A 17,183-nucleotide genomic window follows, 5' to 3' on the forward strand; every position below is an offset into this window, starting at 1 on the left:
GATCAAAAGAAGTTGACAGTAAGAAGACAAGGGAGTACGATGATTTCATTAGGAAACAGTGTTTCCAATAAAAAACGATTGTTCAAAAAAGGATGGATGAGATATGAAGCAGGTTAAAAATCAATGGGTACTCATTACGGGGGCTTCTTCAGGCATTGGACAGACTTTTGCATTGGAAATGGCGTCAAAAGGCAAACATGTGGTCTTGGTGGCTCGATCGGAGTCCAAATTGCGTCAATTGGCAGAACGGATTGAGCGAATCTATCAAGTGAAGACGGAAGTGATTGTAGCGGATCTGTCCCAAGCGGATGCACCACAACACGTTTATGAGGAATGTATGAATCGGGGCATACAGGTCAATGTATTAATCAACAATGCGGGATTTGCCACGCATGGAATGTTTGAGCAGGTGGATGGTGCACGGCAGCAGGAAGAGATTATGCTGAATGTACTCGCAGTCATGAACATGACCCATCTTTTCCTGCCAGGTATGCTGCAAAAACGGAACGGTACGATCATTAACGTTTCTTCAACGGCTGCTTTTCAACCTGATCCATACATGGCTGTATATGGGGCTACGAAATCTTTCGTCCTTTCTTTTACAGAGGCGTTGTATGAAGAGAACCGGAAGCGAGGCGTTCAGTTTTTGGCTCTATGCCCTGGCTCAACCGATACCTCATTCTTTGACGTAGTAGGAGCCGAAGAGGCCTCGGTAGGCAAACGGGATACGCCCGAGCATGTTGTGGAAGTGGCGATGAAGGCGTTGGAGTCAGGCAAGCCGTATGCTGTGCCAGGGGCCTCCAATTACTGGACGGCCCAGTTGGCCCGCCTTATGCCGCGCAGACAAATGCTGCGGATCGTAGGGGGCATGCTTCAACCTCGTTCGAAGAGTGGTAAACCGCAAAAGGCAAAGGCTTAACCGTACCCATCGGAAATAAGCTGCCAGCGAGAATCCTTACTGGCAGCTTATTTAAAAGAAAAGAGAGACTATGATTGCATATAAGGCATGCGTAACAAATTGACAGTTTAGACAAGAATACCTTTGGATCGTGCTTCCTTAATCCAATCTGGAAACTCACTAAGAAGCCGATCATATAATTCTTCATCGCTGATCTTGGATATATCGTCCAGAGCAAAAAAGTTCGCGTTATCAATAAAGCGTCCAGACATGTCATCGAGCTTTTCAAGGATTCCGTAATTTGCTTTTCCCAAGCCAACAAATTGCCAGAACAAATTTTTGTATGAACTTTCAGTGATTAGCCGCATAATTTTCCCTTTTTGACTGACTCCACCATCGCTAAAAAAAATAATATACGTAGGAATCCTTACATTAGGCTCCTCAATCGTGTATTTACGAATAACATCCTCCATTACTGGAGGTTCATTATTTGTACCCCCTTTACTTCCAAGAGTGTACGTGCGAGCAATATAATTTTCAAAATCTCGGGCAGTGACGCTTGTTGCACGTAAAAAGTCTTTTGCAAAAAACCGTTGAGCAGGCTTTGAATAACCTTTGGAACAAAGTCTTGTGAAAAAACTATAGAACGGATCGATGCAGCATAATCGTCTAAAGCTTCACATTTCTCCATTGTATGAGAAGATGAAAGCACTGTTTTTTATATCTAACGGACAGCCAGGGTATCATCATTCCGAAAAGGGCTGTATCTTGTGAGGAAACTAAGCGAAAATTTCCAATTCATTCGTATCATCTCAAAAGGAATGATGGGGGTGACTGTTTTTTCGGATTGACGAGCACTTCATAAGAGAGCCTTCATAACATTAATGGAAAATCTCTTGTAATCTATTACTGTAGCTCGGATGCTTAAGTCCAAACTAATCTGCTACATAAGGAAAACCCACTAATTAGGCCATAGACCGTAACAGTGGGTTTCCTTTGCCATCGATTTGAATTTATTTAATAGCATTTAGAGAACTGCGTTTGAAAACTTGATCAAATTCCTCAGTAAATAGAGCGTAATATTGAAGGGCAGTCTCTCGCTTTGCATAAAACTCTTCTAATTGTTCTTTTTCCCCACTTTCAATGTATTTTTTTAGTAAGTCAATGGCTTCTTTGTAGACATTAAAACTTTTACTAGCACTGGCAAAGTCAAAGGAGGATGAATAATCTCCAACCGGTGTGAAATTAGCATTATCAAAACTATTAGAATCAAGATCTACAGTTTTGACTAACTCCGATAACTTAGTGGTATCAACATCTTTTTCTAACAACAAGTTACCAAGTATGTTGCTTATTTCCTGATCGATTTTTTCGAAATTATTGATAAAAGTATAATGAAACGCATTTAGAACATCTAAGTTTCGGATATACAAGAGATTTTTATTGATCATCGTAAGTTTCGACTTTTTATACTCAACTGAAAATCCAGCATCTCTAAAAATACTTGCAGGAACATATACACGATTGTTGATCATAGTTGCCTCAGCACCTGCTGTTGTTTTTATTTCTTTGTTGTTTACCCAAATACCAATCTTTTGTGACACGCCTGATGCTGCAAATGCTGCAACAGGAATACACAAAATCGACAAAATAATTACATAAATGAATATTTTTTTCATTTTCTTACACCTCTCTATTGATAAATTTTGGATGATAATCTATATTATATTTTGTTGTTACAATACATTCAATAGGAGGAAGTGTTTATGATCATCTTGTTACGAAGTAAATTTTTCTACTCTTTTTTAGTTATTTTGTTTGTTTTATCACAAAATGCATATGTGCCACCAGCAAGCGCTGCCACGGTTGAAGAAATTGACCTGCGCTCAAGCAATTATCCAAATAACTACGTTGAAGGTGGAAGATATTATGATCAACTTGTAAAAGTATCTCCTACAATCACCAGCTACAGGCTGCATTTTGCTAGAATTGGTTTAGCTAATGGAGACCGTGTTTCCGTTTCATCCGCATATAATTCAACAACTCAAGAGGCAGGAACGATATACTATTCTTCTAACGGAGGATATACGACTGATGTTTGGACTCCTTGGATTACCGGACAAGCTTATGTAAACCTAATCACAAACAAAGATGGGCTTACTAGTACTGGATATGTAATCGATAAAATTGAATTTAATGGAACATCATCAGGACTTGTTAATTCAGCTGCGTTTGTGCCAAATTCGTTCACTTCTGTAAGCAATATTTCAGTTTATCAGGCAGCTTCGGTATCTACATACGGCTATTCATCATTTGTTTCAAATGCATTAAATCAGTTAGATAATATAACTAATGCAAATATTGGTTTTACTAACACTTCTTCTACAACAGCTCAAGTTAGGATTTCTGTGAACACTAATCCTGATCTGGATTACTTTGCAGTGGTTCAACCCTACGACTCAAGCGGGAAAGCTATAACTAAACAAGAGTCAAAAACGTGGAGTTATGCAACAATGATACTTAATCATGGTGTAATGAATAAATGGGGATTTACATCTTCTAACAAGCAAGGTACTGTAACTCATGAAGTGGGACACCTTGTTTCTCTAGATCACCAAGAGTATTTAGATGTATCCTCCATAATGAAACCTGGCAAAAAGAACATTACTACATTTACCCCACTTGATATAGCAAATATTCAATACAGATGGTAGAGGAGGACTAAAAAATATGAATACTACTAAAACTTTCAAAAAACCATATTTCATTTTTGCATTGATCGCTTTCTCTGCATTGGCTTGCATCCTTTTTATCCCTAAGAGTATTGAAGCGTCTGAAACAGTTCAGAGTGAGAAAAAAGTTTATTCTGCTCATGCAGACTACCCTGTCGTTAATACAGTTAATGAGCTTGAAGAACATGCAGATCTAATTGTTTCTGGAAAATATACTGGCAATAGAAGTGCATACTTTCAAACAGATGACCAAGGAGAAGTCGTTGTTCGGGCAAGTAAATCTGAGTTTCAAATTGAGCAAATTTACAAGGGCAATCAACCAGACAGTGTAATTACAGTGGCGGAACCTGCTTATGAAGACGAAGAGGCTATTTACACAATTGAAGGATATAACTTAATGAACACCTTCGATAACTATGTTCTCTTCTTGGGAGCAACAGAAACTGGAGCTTATAGAATTGTAGGAATGTATCAAGGCCAATATCAAATTGATTCCGACCTTAATACACAAAGCCTTACTAGCAATAGTATTGAAACTGTTCATTTTGAAGATGAACAAAAGGACCACTACTCTCTACTGAAGGAACAAGTACTTGATTTTTTAGTGGAGGAAAGCAATCAATCTGATATTATCACTGAGTAATTCTCATCTACTCAACTTCAACATAATTTAGATGGGGGAAGTCTCAACTGAAGTGATTTGTCTTAAAAGAAATCGGACACTGATAGGATAACAGTGTCCGATTTCTTTCTGGTCTTTCATTATGTCAGAAACTTAAGCTCCTCCGCCATCAACGCCAGCAAATCTAGATGCGAAGAATGCAATAATTGCCGTTGCAGTTCGCATACAGCCCCACCTATCCCAATAGAGGGGGCAAATATGACTGCTGTAATAACAACAGCTAAAAACGCAGCCCCACCAAAGATAAGTGAGTGTATCATAATTTGGATCTGGCTCAGTAGGTACATGCTTATTGTTTAAAGTGCAGGCCCAAATAAGGATGCTGCTCTGGTTTCACGCGCCCTTGCTACGGTACAAGGCGATTTGCGTCAAGTTCAATAGTTTCATACCGACCGTGGCAGCGAGTTTAAGAATCACAAAATGGATGAGCCTTTAGAAACTTTTGAGATCGGTCGATCACTAGGCATGAAAGGCTGTCCGTATGACAATGCCGTGGCCGAAGCCACCTACAAAGTCATGAAAACCGAGTTCATCCACCAGATGAGCTTTCAGGGCCTTCGCCATCTGGAATTAGAATTATACGATTACGTTAACTGGTTTAACAAACATCGGATTCATGGAACGTTGGGATATCTGACACCTGTTCAGTATCGCCAAGAAGCCCTTAAAAAAGCTGTCTAATTTACTGTTGACAATCCAGTTAATTCCCTATGAGAAGACATATAAAAAGAACATCGCATCATAGTAGCGTGTTTTATGTGGATTTTTTTACAGCAAGTGGATTGAGCGAAAATAAAAAAATGTAATTATTTCAAATAAAAACATTTATTTTAATTTATTGAATATTCTTATTGAAAATTACAAACTTCATTGGTATACTTCTATATGGAATCTAACAAATAATGGTATCGGGGGGCTGTTTATGAGAATTAGAAAGGTTTTATTAACTTGTTTATCCATTCTTCTAACAACTAGTTTTAGCGCATCTGTGTTTGCCGAAAGCACAGAGTATAGTACAACTACTTTTTCTTTGAGTTCGGTTGAAGTGACCAACCCAGATAATTTAAGTCTCTCTGAAAATGTGCTCTTAGATGTCATTAATAGAGCAGAAGGAATTGCTTCTGATGAGAAAGCATCATATAACTCGAGTTCTACAAGTTTTAAAACCAGCTCAACAGAGGATGTTGTAATTAACTATTACTTTGATGATGACAGCCATTATTACTTCTATGAAGAAACGAAAAATGGTAAAAGTTTATTTGTTGAGGAGAAGGATCAAGTTGATAATCAATCCCTAACAGAGATCAAACCATTTTCAAATGATATTGATGATGGAATTGGTGGGAGAATTTTAGTTAATAGCACCACTGGTAATTTGCTAGAATCCAAGTGGCAGCTTCCTACTGCCAGTCAACTTACAGGCGCACCTAGTGAAGCTACATATATTTACACAGGTTTAAGAAATTCATCTATAGAAGTCGATGCCAATGTTACTTACAACAACGCCAGCGGAGAGGCTAGATTTAGACCTCGACTTTGCGTGAAACCTAACTCAACGAAGCAATGTATGGGTGCAGTAACGCAGCCTGGATATGATAAAGTCCATTCAAGTAATGGTTATAAGTTGGGTTCAACCATAACTACGGCATTTTGGAGAAGTTATAGTGATGAGGCAAGAAATATCAGCAAAGCTGTACGTTTGAAAACAACTGGGCTAGCTATTTGTGCAAATGCTGGTTGTTCAGATTCAACGGATACTACTCTGATTAATATCATTGAGACAAACAATGTTAATATGACTAATCAACAATATTTTAAATTACTGGTCACAATTGCCGGTGGTGAACAACCTCCAGGTAAAGTACGTGCTACATTTAGTGGCATTACTTTGGATGGAGTAGCCAAAACCCCGGTGTTGGGGGCGACGGATAGAGCAACTGTAAGTATAAGTGGAAATAGTGCAACTATTATTGTTGATTCAACGCTACCTGAGTAATTACTCATGTTCTAATATGGCACTAAATCTCTGCTCCATTATGGGGCAGAGGTTTTTTATGATCGAAGCAGTTCAAGATGTAACTTTTAATGTAGAAAGTTCGTTAAGTAAGAGTGCTGGAAAAAAAAGGAGGATGGTTATGTTGAAAAAACAAGGTATTGTATGCTTCTTATCGATGTTATTCCTTGTTGGTATTGGTTTTGCAAAGGAAGTTGAGGCGAAGGATATTACAGTGAAGGATGTTGTTGTAGAGTCAGGGATAGATAAAGAACTAAGTGAATTAAACGAACCTGTAATTGTGAGCAACGGAAGGGTACTATTGCCTATTCGAAAAGTTGGCGAGGCGCTAAACCTAAAAGTTTATTGGGATCAGCCATCAAAAACAGCCTATTTATATGGGGTTAATAAAGAAATCAAAATGACAGCAGGTAGTAAAACAGCCTTTGTAAACAACAATCCAACTTCTCTAGAAGTAGCAGCCAAAGTAATCAACGGAAAAACATATATTCCTTTAAAATTTGTGGCTACTGCCACAGGAGAGTCTGTTGTTTGGAATTCTTCATTGAAAACATTGACTGTGTCAAGAACTTATGCGATGGGCAGCGATAAGACAATAACTTATTGGATCAATCTCAAAACAGGTGAACTGAGTAAAGCAGAATCAAGAGAGGCTGGAGCAAAAATAGGGAAGTTAGATACTAAGTTATCTGTTCTAAAAGATTTCTACGTTTCCCAGTTATCCGACTCTTCGTCGTACATTGCTTATAACCAGATATCGGGACCATCCGGAACGGTTAAGGTTTCGGGACAGGCAATGGTTGTTAATGATAAGTTAATCGATCAAGCTAATTTTTCAGTCATGGGGTACTACCCCGTATCAAACAATAAAAAGGCACAAGACAATGTATTAATTACTGATGGCAAACATGCTGAATTGCTTAATAAGGAGGGGAAAGTTCAAACTTCTATTGATTTGACAGAGATCATGGGAATAGACCAAGTCTATATGATTGAAGAATACAATAAAGATTTCATGATTTTAAGGGAATACAATTCACAGCATCTTATCGTGTATGATTTTAAGGAAGAAAAAGGAACATATGTTCATCAGGCAATTAATCTTCCAGCATATGAAAAAGACTACTTAATAACAGCGGGACTAGATCGAAATAATGAAATGGAATACGACCACATCATTTTGTTTGATAAAGTGGACAGCAATGGCGATCTTTTATTCAAATATAAAAGTAAACAAACAGATAAAACTAACACCTATAAATTACCCCGGTAAAATTGTCAAAAAGCATTCTTCCTAAAATGAGAATCTATAATAATTGACTAACATACGGCGGCTTCATGTTAATAAACTGTTGTCATTTACTCCGGTCACTGCAGTGGGTGATAAATGACAACAGTTTTTTAGTTTGAGAGGTTATGCTGGTAACGGAAATAACAAGCCATAAGTATATGAAGGGTATCCCGTGTAGATAATACAAACAAAACTGAATAGTACAAATAATTGGACTCCTTGCCTATGAAGGTTCAAAGCTACATTCACCAAGCCTGGACTTATGGAGTAATACAAAGGAGGTTTGAATTATGAAACCATCTGATCAAGTTTGGAACGTTATTAGTAAGTATGAGGATTCTGGTTTTCATCAAATGAGAGGAAAGGCTTTTACATATAGATTTGTCCAGAATGCGGTTATACCCAGCACAACGAACATAAAAATCCCGAAAAGCCATTTCGAGAAAGCTTGGGAGCGCATGACGGTGACTGGACCGGGCGCACTCCAAGATCTGAGAGGTCACGAGGATTCTTTCGCAATTTCAGGTGTTTTGAACCGCCAGTGTGGTAGAATCTCGCTTTTGTAGGGCTCCACCATTAATACGCCTTGCTCTCCCCGGCCAACGGTATACAGTTCAGGCTGCTTGCGCAGATCAAGCTCCTCGTAATTGAGGCTGTAATCAAACTTTTTCATGGATTCCGCTCCTCCTTGAAGATTATTGTTCCTTTCCACCTCTTTACCCCGATTCTTGTACAACATGCACGGTTAATGGGAAAGAAGAGAAGTATATACATAGGAGGGATAAGGGGTATGGGCATGTCCGGCAGATATCTTGTTGTCACCAATGAATTGGTTGAATCCATTAAGTCAGGTGAGGTCAGTGTTCATGATTGTTCGGTCGAGCTGGATATCGATAAAATGTGGCAGATGATTCAGTTTACATTAACCGGTGACATGGTACACGGAGAACCTCCTCTGGGATATGTGGTCCCCATGGCAGGAGAACAATATTTGGGGAACTATTCTGATATGGATCTGTTTCTGTTGACCAATGAGCAGGTGCTTGAAGCGTACATGGCTTTAGAGCAGATGACACCCGATAAATTGAAGGAACGGTTTAGCCTGGAGCAAATGGTGGCTGAGGGCGTGTATCCGGTCATGGAGGATTGGGATGCAGACGAGACTTTCCATGAAATCGTGCAGACACTGGATGGTATTCAGGCTTTATATCAGGCAACTGCTTCAAGCGGGAACGGGATTGTCTTTTATATTTTCTAAGCTCCCACCTTCGTCTGTTTAATTCGTCATTATTCCGGTTATTGATAGAAACAAGGCAGAGATTATGCTCTAAAATCCGGTAGAAGAGAGGGAATACGATATGACACAGGACCAGAATGAAGAGAACAAAGCCATTCAAGACGACGAGCCGGACCAATTTGAAACCCCTACACGTACCGATGGGAAAGAATCGGATGAGGATAGTGACAACGAGGCAGGAGGCAAAGAACGGGAATAAACCACAGTTGTTTATGATTCAACTAAGCATAGTGTTATCGTATTGAAGCCAACCACACTAATGCTAAATTATACGTCATATCCGAGGTCGGACATTTGTTCGGCCTTTTTTTGGTATTTATTTATCGATCAGGTTTACAACAATTACCTATACCCCTCATAATAGAAGTGAACCACATTTTTCCTAAGGAGGAGATCGTATCAAAAATCACAAGCTAATGAAGTGGATTGCCGTACCACTCGTTTTGATGATGGTTGCGCTTACGGGATGTCAGGCCGTAGGTGGTGTAGATATTGGCAAGGCCGTTGTCAACAGTACAACCGTCAAGTCCGGTGAATCCAAACAGTCCATGCATATAAAAATTGAACCTACAGCAAACCTCGTCGAAGAGGATGCGCTTCAAATGATTGAACTCATTAATTCCATTTCATTGAATATTGAAGATGCCAAAGTGAAGGACTCCAGCACGGCGTCTGTCAAAGGTACACTGAGTATGCAAGGAAAGAAATTGCCTTTCCATTTGTCGATGGATAAATCGGAAATGGTTATTGATGTGGACGGAGCGCAGAAGCCTCTATACATATCTTTGGAGGATGACACACTTCCTATGCTAGATACAAAGGCGTTGGAGAAGCAGATCGAGGAGCTTTCCCCGAAATTGCTGACCTTTGCGCTGAAGCATTTGTCCAACCCGAAAAATATTTCCGTAACCCCGGTACAGGAATCGGTTAACGGTGAATCACTCAGCCTCTCCAAGCTGCATGTGGAGATCAGCGGTGAAGAGCTTCTTGCCATGGTTAAACCGTTTCTGACCAGTGTTGCTCAGGATGAGCAAGGGCTCAAGGATCTGATTGGAGATCTGTATGATGTGTTCTATCCAGTGCTCGAAGCAGTTAATGAGGTCGAGGATGCGGGTGATGACACTCTCACTTCCATGATACCTGAATCCAAAGAAGCTGCTGTTAAGTCGTTGTATGAAATGATTAAAGGTGGCCTTGACGAGATTCTTGCCAATTATGACAAGGAACTCAATAGTTTGTTGACCGAAACGCCTGAACTGAAGACGGTGTTCGGAACAGAGACCAAGCTCCAATTGGACTTTTATCTCGACAGCGCACTGAATATTCGCAAACAGAACTATGATTTCAAAGTAGCGTTGCCTGCCTCGGAAGATCTGCCGATCAAATCGGTCTCCGTATACGGTGACAGCGAACTGTGGAATATTGGTGGACCAGTGACTGTGGATGCCGTGGACAAAACGGGTGGCGTCATTGATCTGATGCAGGGAGATATCACGCCAGGTCAGATGTTGCGCAATTTTGATTCCAATTCACTTTTGTATCAATTGTTAAAAGATGAAGCAGGCATCACGCGCAAAAATGTCATGCTGTATCCGGACGACGAATCTTATGGCGCAATCACCGTTAAAAATACGACCTTTGTTCCTCTTCGCTACCTGTCCGAGGAATTGGATGCAGAAGTGAAATGGACCAAAGGGTCGGAGAAAATCGTCGTCATCGACGATATCACCGGCAATGAGATTGTCCTGACTATAGGTTCGAAGAAGGCAACCATTGCAGGCAAGGAAGTAACGATGGTTGAACCCGCTTATGTGGGCAAGAACGGTAAAACTTACGTACCGCTGCGCTTTATGGCAGAATCTCTTGGGGCTTCCGTAGATAAGGAAAAAGAAACAGGCTGGATTTTCATCGACCGACCTTAAGTAAGATTTGTATGTAAGCCGTAAGTTGAGAGGGGATTTCAGAGTATGCCAGATTTCTCGTAATGTTCATGAAAGAACACCGAAAAAATTCCGTTAGACCATTAACGGGATACGTGTGTCCTTTTTGACCCATTACGAGGAGCTTCGGCGTTTCTGAAATGATGAAACGAACGAGGAGTGCCTCTAATTGGAGGTGCTCCTTTTTGTCGTGTCATCCCAAATAAATCCTCAGAGGTGTTACATATGGAAACTCAATTAAACATCCAATTACGGCGTGCTCAACAAGAAGATGCGGTTATGCTGGCAGGGATATGCACCCGAGCCTTCGATCATGCGATTCAAGTCTGGGCTAAGGGAGTGGAAGATCTGGACAGCAACATTTGTCCACCCGGCTATTCTTCTGTTCGCATGCACAGTTACGTGATCCGCGAATGGGATTATTACGTTATAGAATTTGAGGGTTGCGCCATTGGTGGAGTCAGTGTAAATGTGTTGGGGAGTAGGCATGTGAGGCTGGATAAAATTTTTATTGACCCCATCTGGCAGGGGCGGGGCATGGGCTCACAGGTCATCCGGCTTGTTGAGGCTGAATTCCCGGAGATTCGGATATGGAAGCTGGAGACCTCGGGAAGACAGAGGGATAACCATCATTTTTATGAGAAAATGGGTTATGTCTGTCTCTATGCGTCTGAAGATGAATATGGATATGAGAAAACCATAACAACAGATTCTATAGTCCAGCTCCCATCCGAAGAATTATCCAATGTTAGAGGGGAGTTGGTTAATGAATTTTATCAGGCTAATTTGGATTCAGTTCGCTTCAGCACCAGCAATCTTCAGAATATCCGGATGACTGATTGCAACCTGAGTGGAGGCAAATTCACCAATCTGAATATGACTCACATATTATTGGCTGACTTGCGATTGACGGATAGCAAGATTGAGTTCTGTGCTTTGGACGGCGTTCATTTTGAGGATACACATCTCGGCCCAGGCAGAGTGCCCATGCGTTGGGAACATTGTGACCTCAAAGGCAGTCGTTTCAATAACTGCGACCTTTCTGGCGTACGGTTGGAACAATGCGAGGTAGCGGGGATGAAAATCAATGGAGTGGCTGTAGAAGAGTTGCTTGCTGCTTATGAGACCATGAAAGCCAAAGCTGAATTACTCGCATAGTAATATGAAAAGCCCGTTTCCCGCCTTTGTGCTGGAAATGGGCTTTATTGTTATTACTTTATAAGAATAGTGAATTCCATCTGAAATCCGTCATGATGCCATCAGAGTCAGTTATGCTGCAAAGCCTGCGGCTTTTTGCTAAACCCGGTACTACCAGCGGTAAAGCCCATCTGTTGGTAGAATTGATGTGCAGCTTCACGATCTGGTCGATTGCCGCTGTTCAGTGACAAGGAATCCACACCATGAGTGGCAGCCCACTGCTCCGCTGACTCAATCAGCTGACGGCCTATGCCGGAGCCTCTGAACTGGTCATGTACGATCAAGGCCATGATGCGGCAGTGTCTTCCGTTTTTTTCATAAAGGTAAGATGTTTGCAGTCCAATTAATCCAACGACACGGCCACGGACTTCGGCAACCAACGTTGCAAAGTTTGAATCCGCAGCGATGTGTGAATAACGCTCCTTCATCTCGGCATACGTGGTTGGGTAACCGAGTTGATCCATAAGAATGACCATATCCTGCAGATCTTCAGGGGAACTGTTACGAATCGTTACATTTAGGCTCATGAGCGAGTGGCCTCCTTTTGGCGTTCTTTTAACGAGAGATCAATGATGGAATCCAGCAAACTGGCAAAGGAAATACCCGCGGCGGCTGCACTTTTGGGCAGCAGGCTGTTCCGGGTAAGCCCCGGCAGCGTATTCACCTCAAGCACATAAGGCATGCCGTCCCGAATCATCATGTCCACGCGGGCATAGACACTGCATTTTAGCACCCGGTAACAGGTGAGTGCGGCAGCTTCTACTCGTTTATGCAAATCTGCAGGCAAATGAACGACCTGCTCTTCAGCGCCGCCGTCATTATATTTGGAGGTATAATCGAAAAAATCAGCATTTGAACGAATCGAGATAACAGGAAGCATCTTACCATCCAGAACAGCGCAGGTAATTTCTTCGCCCTCAATATATTGTTCGATCATAACAACTTCATCCCAGACGAGGGCCGCTTCTACAGCCGCATGAAGAGCCGAGGGTTCCTGCACCACTTGCGTACCGATGCTGGAGCCACCTGAATTGGGCTTCACTACAACGGGATAGGTTAATTGCTGCACAGTGGCTGACGACAGTTCATCCAGACTGCTCACCTGAAGCCACTCGCCGGTAGGTACACCCGCATGCTGGATGAGTCGTTTGGACATATCTTTGTCCATGCATACGCTGCTCGCGAGTACACCACAGCCTGTATACGGAACGCCAAGCGACTCCAACGTGCCCTGAATTGTACCATCCTCGCCGTATTTGCCGTGTAGAGCGAGCAGTGCCACATCCAATCCTGCGGCTTTCTCAATGAGATCACGTTTGCTGTTGACCTCCACTGGAATAACCTCATACTTCTGTATATCCAGATGGTTGATCATCTCCTGTCCGGTGAGCAGGGAAATATCCCGCTCCGAAGATGTGCCACCCATAATCACGCCAACTTTCATGTGTATCCTCCTCATTTCATTTGAGCAACCGTCTCGCCAATAATGCGAATACCTTTGCGAATATTCTCATCGCTAACTCGGGAGAAGCCCAAACGCATTGTATGTTGTCCCTGCCCCGGTTCGAGATAAAAGGTATCGCCTGGCATGAAGGTAACGCCTTTAGCTTTGCAGGCCGTCAGTAGATCTCTCGTCCGGTATTCGGGTGGGAATTGTACGAACAGGTGAAGCCCGCCTTCGCCGGAGACCCGGCACATCGGCAGATATTGCCGCAAGCAGCGGACGACCAGCTCATATTTTCGCTTGTATTCCGTGCGAGCCCGCTTCAAATATTTCTCGAAATTGCCGTTGCTTAGATACTGATAGAGCAGGGACTGATCCAGGGTCGACGTATGAATGCTGCGCGCCCGTTTCATGCTTTCCAGATAATTAATCAATGCTGCATCCGCAATGACCCAGCCTACGCGCAGACCTGGAAACAGTACCTTCGAGAAGCTGCCCAGATACACGAGTCCGTTCCCTTTGCCTACACTGGCAATCAAGGGGGAGACGTGTGAGCCGGAATAACGTAATTCCTCGTTAAAGCCGTCTTCAATAATGGGCACCTGGTGCTGGTTCATCAACCGAATGATCTCTGCCCGTTTGGCAGGTGATGTGACGATCCCGGTTGGATTATGATAAGAAGGTACGAGATAGGCCAGATCATATGGGTTTACTGCAAGTTCCCGTTCCAGCTGCTTTAGATCCAGACCATCTGACTCCATATCTACACCGGTCAGGTGAAATTGATGAAGCCTCAAATTTTTGACGGCTGTATGATGTGTCGGGTTTTCACATAAGGCTCTACCGCTTTTTTTGCGCAATGCGCCCAATACCAGATCGAAGCCTTCTGTAAATCCATTGGTAATCAGAATATCTTTGCCGCTCAGATCTACACCCTTATTTTCCATATAACGCAACAAATACTTCATAAGAGGCCTATAGCCTTTCGCATATCCGTAATTCAGCAGCACTTCGCCTTCAAGCGACATCCGGTCGAGGAAGGCTCTTTTAACGTTGTGCATGTCGAACAGCTTCTCATCCGGCGCGATGCTGGTAAAAGAAATCTCACCACGCTCCGAACCTGAGCCATGCTTCATCAGATCATACTGCTCTGCCTGGATGGCGTAGTCGCTGACGTGTTCATTCCAGTCCAGCTGCCACCCGGATGTAGGCTCAGGTGCATCAATGGCGGAGCTAACGTAATTGCCTTTGCCTTTGACCGCATAGATCAGGCCCTCCTCCTCAAGTTCAGCATAGGCCAGCAGAATCGTGCTTCGGCTTACTTTCATGAGTGTACTGAGTTCGCGGGTGGAAGGAAGTTTTTGTTTGGCTTGCAGGCCGCCTTTGAGCATCAATCGCTTCATATAATCTTTGACTTGTATATATACAGGGCGGTCCTCCGTCAATTGCAGATCGGAATACATCCCATCACTCCCTTATTTGCTATCTTGCCATATTATAACCCCAGCTGAAAGAACCACGATACCTCTGTTTCCCCGCGGGTGTGGTTGACTGTTTGCGCGCAAATGTAAAAAAGCCCTGGCAACATGCCGGGCTGGGGTGAAACATGATCCATCTTGTATAGTGCTGCTGCAATAACTTTCTAGGTTGGCGTTGCTTGACTAGTCTCTCTAGGATCGATAGCTACCTGTCCTTCTACGTGTGTCTATTTACTCTCGTACGGCTATAATTGCATGCTTTCTAGGTGAATCCAATTCTATACTATCTTCGTAAAACTAGGCTCTTTCTACGTTTGCTTGCTGCATGGGTCGAATAGATGATGAATCAAAATTCTATAAGGCTAGGTTCTTGCTAACTGTACTCTTGTCATGCGCGCGTAACAGAATTCAGTATGAAAAAGATGATCAATCATAGGGTACAATAGACTGAAGTAGATATAAAGACATATGTCTTAGTGCCCAAATTCTTCCTCATACCCCTATAGTACCACTTTGAATCAGGGAAGTTAACCTTTTTTTTGAAATATTTGTCGTAATAGTTGAAAAAAGCTTGAATCTTGCTTCTTATTAATGAAATGGTTTCCCTTTATAATATATGATAGGATGTAAACCTATAGATAATGAGGAAGTGAGCCTATTGATTAATATTACTGTGCCAACACCAGATGTCACCATCACGAAGCAGGCTGATCCACAGCTTAGCCACATTTATGGATTCACCGATTTCCACCTGATCACGCGGGAAAAAGGCGGTATTTTCATGTTTTACAATGCCGCTGGTGAGTTGTTATTTGTCGGGAAAGCACGAAAGTTAAGACCGCGCATCAAAAAACATTTTGAAGATACCGTATCACCAATGAAGGCACATCGTGAGGAAGTGACCACCATCGAAGTGTGCGTTATTGAAGATCCGGTGGATCGCGAAATTTACGAGACCTATATCATCAACACGATGCGTGCGAAATACAATGTAGATAAAGTACTGTACAAATAAGTATCTCGAATACACCCCAAGAGCGTTAAGATTTGAAATCAATGGATGGAATTCGCCGAAATAAAGTGTGAAGCATACTCCGTAAAGTTTGGGCCATATAGCCTATACCTTGCGTCAACAGACAAGGATGTGATCTGCGGATTGCATCCCAGGTCTGCTTGAAAGATTTAGAATTTTTCTGATATGTAATTCGTAGAATTGTCAATGTAGAACGTAGAGATGGTATTACAGGATGAACAAATACATAGAAGAGGTGATTGTTGTGATCGGTCGTAGCGGTAACCCCACACTCAAAGATAGTACGTTTGAAGACTCCAGAGGATATGGAGATGATCGCTATCAGAGTAGCATGACGATTAACGGCACGGTAAACAAGGCGTTTATTACGCTGGTGATCCTGCTGGGCAGTGCATTTGCATCCTGGATGATGTTTTTCAATGGGCAGGAAGTGCTTCCTCTTGCAATCGGAGGGGCCATTGCGGGATTCATTCTGGCCCTGATTATCTCATTTAAACCTGTGGCCGCGCCTTACCTTGTGCCAATTTATGCGGTGGCAGAAGGGATGTTCCTGGGTGCACTCTCGGCCTCGTATGAGTATTTGTATAATGGTATCACGCTGCAGGCAGCTTTGCTGACCATGGCGGTCTTTATTGCTCTGTTGATGGCATACAAGACAAGACTGATCAAAGCTACGGAGAACTTCAAGCTGGGGGTTGTGGCCGCAACCGGAGGCATCATGATCATGTATCTCCTCAGTTTCGTACTCGGTTTCTTCGGGATTACCGTTCCCTATCTGCATGACAACAGTCTGATCGGCATCGGCATTTCTGTTGTCATCGTTATTGTGGCGGCGCTGAATCTGGTGCTTGATTTTGATTTTATTGAAAGTGGTGCCGACAACGGTGCTCCGAAATATATGGAGTGGTACGGTGCATTTGGATTAATGGTGACGCTGGTATGGCTGTATATTGAAATTATTCGACTGCTCAGCAAGCTGCGGAGCCGTGATTAATTCGCTTCAACCTTTTCAAACCTAATCATGTAATTCGTCATCAAAAGCTAACTCGTGCTCAAACACACAGTTAGCTTTTTCGACGTTTATTGGAGAGTCTTAACACCGAACTGTGCACTTTCTTCCATATATGGATTGACTGAAAGGAAAAGAATGTGATATTTTAATTGATAATGATTATCA

At 42.3% G+C, this 17,183-nt stretch carries 16 protein-coding genes and 2 pseudogenes; 12 read left to right on the forward strand and 6 right to left on the reverse strand.

The genetic code is table 11. The annotated features are described in order from the left end of the window. Positions 1-103 precede the first annotated feature (103 nt). Positions 104-919: an SDR family NAD(P)-dependent oxidoreductase gene (locus tag P364_RS0108360; RefSeq protein WP_024629687.1), complete on the forward strand. Its 816-nt coding sequence runs from the start codon at positions 104-106 to the stop codon at positions 917-919. A gap of 107 nt (positions 920-1,026) precedes the next feature. On the opposite strand, the gene P364_RS35175 is transcribed toward P364_RS0108360, so the two are convergent. Further along, entirely contained in the window at positions 1,027-1,554 is a 528-nt protein-coding gene (locus tag P364_RS35175; protein ID WP_081717939.1) for a VWA domain-containing protein, read from the reverse strand. 357 nt (positions 1,555-1,911) lie between these two features. Further along, positions 1,912-2,577 carry a hypothetical protein gene (locus P364_RS0108370; protein ID WP_024629689.1) on the reverse strand — a complete coding sequence of 222 codons (666 nt, stop codon included), beginning with the start codon at positions 2,575-2,577 and terminating at the stop codon, positions 1,912-1,914. A gap of 87 nt (positions 2,578-2,664) precedes the next feature. Here P364_RS0108370 and P364_RS0108375 point away from each other — a divergent pair, with 87 nt between their 5' ends. The 5 genes and pseudogenes from P364_RS0108375 (at position 2,665) to P364_RS0108395 (ending at position 7,599) form a co-directional block, all read left to right on the forward strand. Continuing rightward, the gene (locus P364_RS0108375) at positions 2,665-3,612 is read left to right on the forward strand and encodes a hypothetical protein (RefSeq protein ID WP_024629690.1); all 948 of its coding nucleotides are present in this window, start codon (positions 2,665-2,667) and stop codon (positions 3,610-3,612) included. Positions 3,613-3,628: 16 nt separating this feature from the next. Beyond that, positions 3,629-4,273: a hypothetical protein gene (locus P364_RS0108380; RefSeq protein WP_024629691.1), complete on the forward strand. Its 645-nt coding sequence runs from the start codon at positions 3,629-3,631 to the stop codon at positions 4,271-4,273. A gap of 420 nt (positions 4,274-4,693) precedes the next feature. Beyond that, positions 4,694-4,993, forward strand: a pseudogene (locus P364_RS35180) (transposase); the annotation flags it as partial. 241 nt (positions 4,994-5,234) lie between these two features. After that, positions 5,235-6,308, forward strand: coding sequence for a YrpD family protein (locus P364_RS0108390; RefSeq protein ID WP_024629692.1), 1,074 nt, complete (start codon positions 5,235-5,237; stop codon positions 6,306-6,308). 139 nt (positions 6,309-6,447) lie between these two features. After that, a complete protein-coding gene (locus tag P364_RS0108395; RefSeq protein WP_024629693.1) occupies positions 6,448-7,599 on the forward strand; it encodes a copper amine oxidase N-terminal domain-containing protein in 1,152 nt (383 codons plus the stop codon). A gap of 520 nt (positions 7,600-8,119) precedes the next feature. On the opposite strand, the pseudogene P364_RS36795 reads toward P364_RS0108395, so the two are convergent. Further along, positions 8,120-8,290 (reverse strand): annotated as a pseudogene (locus tag P364_RS36795) (DUF4385 family protein); the annotation flags it as partial. Between the two features lie 117 nt (positions 8,291-8,407). On the opposite strand from P364_RS36795, the gene P364_RS0108405 reads away from it, so the two are divergent. From P364_RS0108405 to P364_RS0108420, 4 genes are all read left to right on the forward strand, one after another. Beyond that, complete coding sequence (locus P364_RS0108405; RefSeq protein ID WP_024629694.1) at positions 8,408-8,875, forward strand: YfbM family protein; 468 nt, start codon at positions 8,408-8,410, stop codon at positions 8,873-8,875. Between the two features lie 100 nt (positions 8,876-8,975). Then, on the forward strand, positions 8,976-9,113 hold the full coding sequence (locus P364_RS37525; RefSeq protein ID WP_161634225.1) for a hypothetical protein: 138 nt from the start codon (positions 8,976-8,978) through the stop codon (positions 9,111-9,113). A 217-nt stretch (positions 9,114-9,330) separates the two neighbouring features. Beyond that, positions 9,331-10,836 carry a copper amine oxidase N-terminal domain-containing protein gene (locus tag P364_RS0108415; RefSeq protein ID WP_024629695.1) on the forward strand — a complete coding sequence of 502 codons (1,506 nt, stop codon included), beginning with the start codon at positions 9,331-9,333 and terminating at the stop codon, positions 10,834-10,836. Between the two features lie 243 nt (positions 10,837-11,079). Then, positions 11,080-12,012, forward strand: coding sequence for a GNAT family N-acetyltransferase (locus P364_RS0108420; protein WP_024629696.1), 933 nt, complete (start codon positions 11,080-11,082; stop codon positions 12,010-12,012). Between the two features lie 107 nt (positions 12,013-12,119). Here the strand turns inward: P364_RS0108420 and P364_RS0108425 are convergent, their stop codons facing one another. Genes P364_RS0108425 through pdxR form a run of 3 tightly spaced genes read right to left on the reverse strand, consistent with a single transcriptional unit; the run spans position 12,120 to position 14,958 of the window. Next, positions 12,120-12,578 (reverse strand): GNAT family N-acetyltransferase, encoded by a 459-nt coding sequence (locus tag P364_RS0108425; protein WP_029880836.1) that lies wholly within the window; start codon positions 12,576-12,578, stop codon positions 12,120-12,122. Then, entirely contained in the window at positions 12,575-13,495 is a 921-nt protein-coding gene (locus P364_RS0108430) for a D-alanine--D-alanine ligase (protein ID WP_024629698.1), read from the reverse strand. Before P364_RS0108430 ends, P364_RS0108425 begins: the two co-directional genes overlap by 4 nt. 11 nt (positions 13,496-13,506) lie before the next feature. Continuing rightward, positions 13,507-14,958, reverse strand: coding sequence for a MocR-like pyridoxine biosynthesis transcription factor PdxR (gene pdxR, locus P364_RS0108435; RefSeq protein ID WP_024629699.1), 1,452 nt, complete (start codon positions 14,956-14,958; stop codon positions 13,507-13,509). A gap of 673 nt (positions 14,959-15,631) precedes the next feature. On the opposite strand from pdxR, the gene P364_RS0108440 reads away from it, so the two are divergent. Further along, positions 15,632-15,988, forward strand: a complete 357-nt coding sequence (locus tag P364_RS0108440) for a nucleotide excision repair endonuclease (RefSeq protein WP_024629700.1) — start codon at positions 15,632-15,634, stop codon at positions 15,986-15,988. Between the two features lie 262 nt (positions 15,989-16,250). After that, on the forward strand, positions 16,251-17,000 hold the full coding sequence (locus tag P364_RS0108445) for a Bax inhibitor-1/YccA family protein (RefSeq protein ID WP_024629701.1): 750 nt from the start codon (positions 16,251-16,253) through the stop codon (positions 16,998-17,000). Positions 17,001-17,183 lie beyond the last annotated feature (183 nt).

It is taken from the genome of Paenibacillus sp. MAEPY2, from assembly GCF_000499205.1.
Classification (GTDB): domain Bacteria; phylum Bacillota; class Bacilli; order Paenibacillales; family Paenibacillaceae; genus Paenibacillus; species Paenibacillus vandeheii.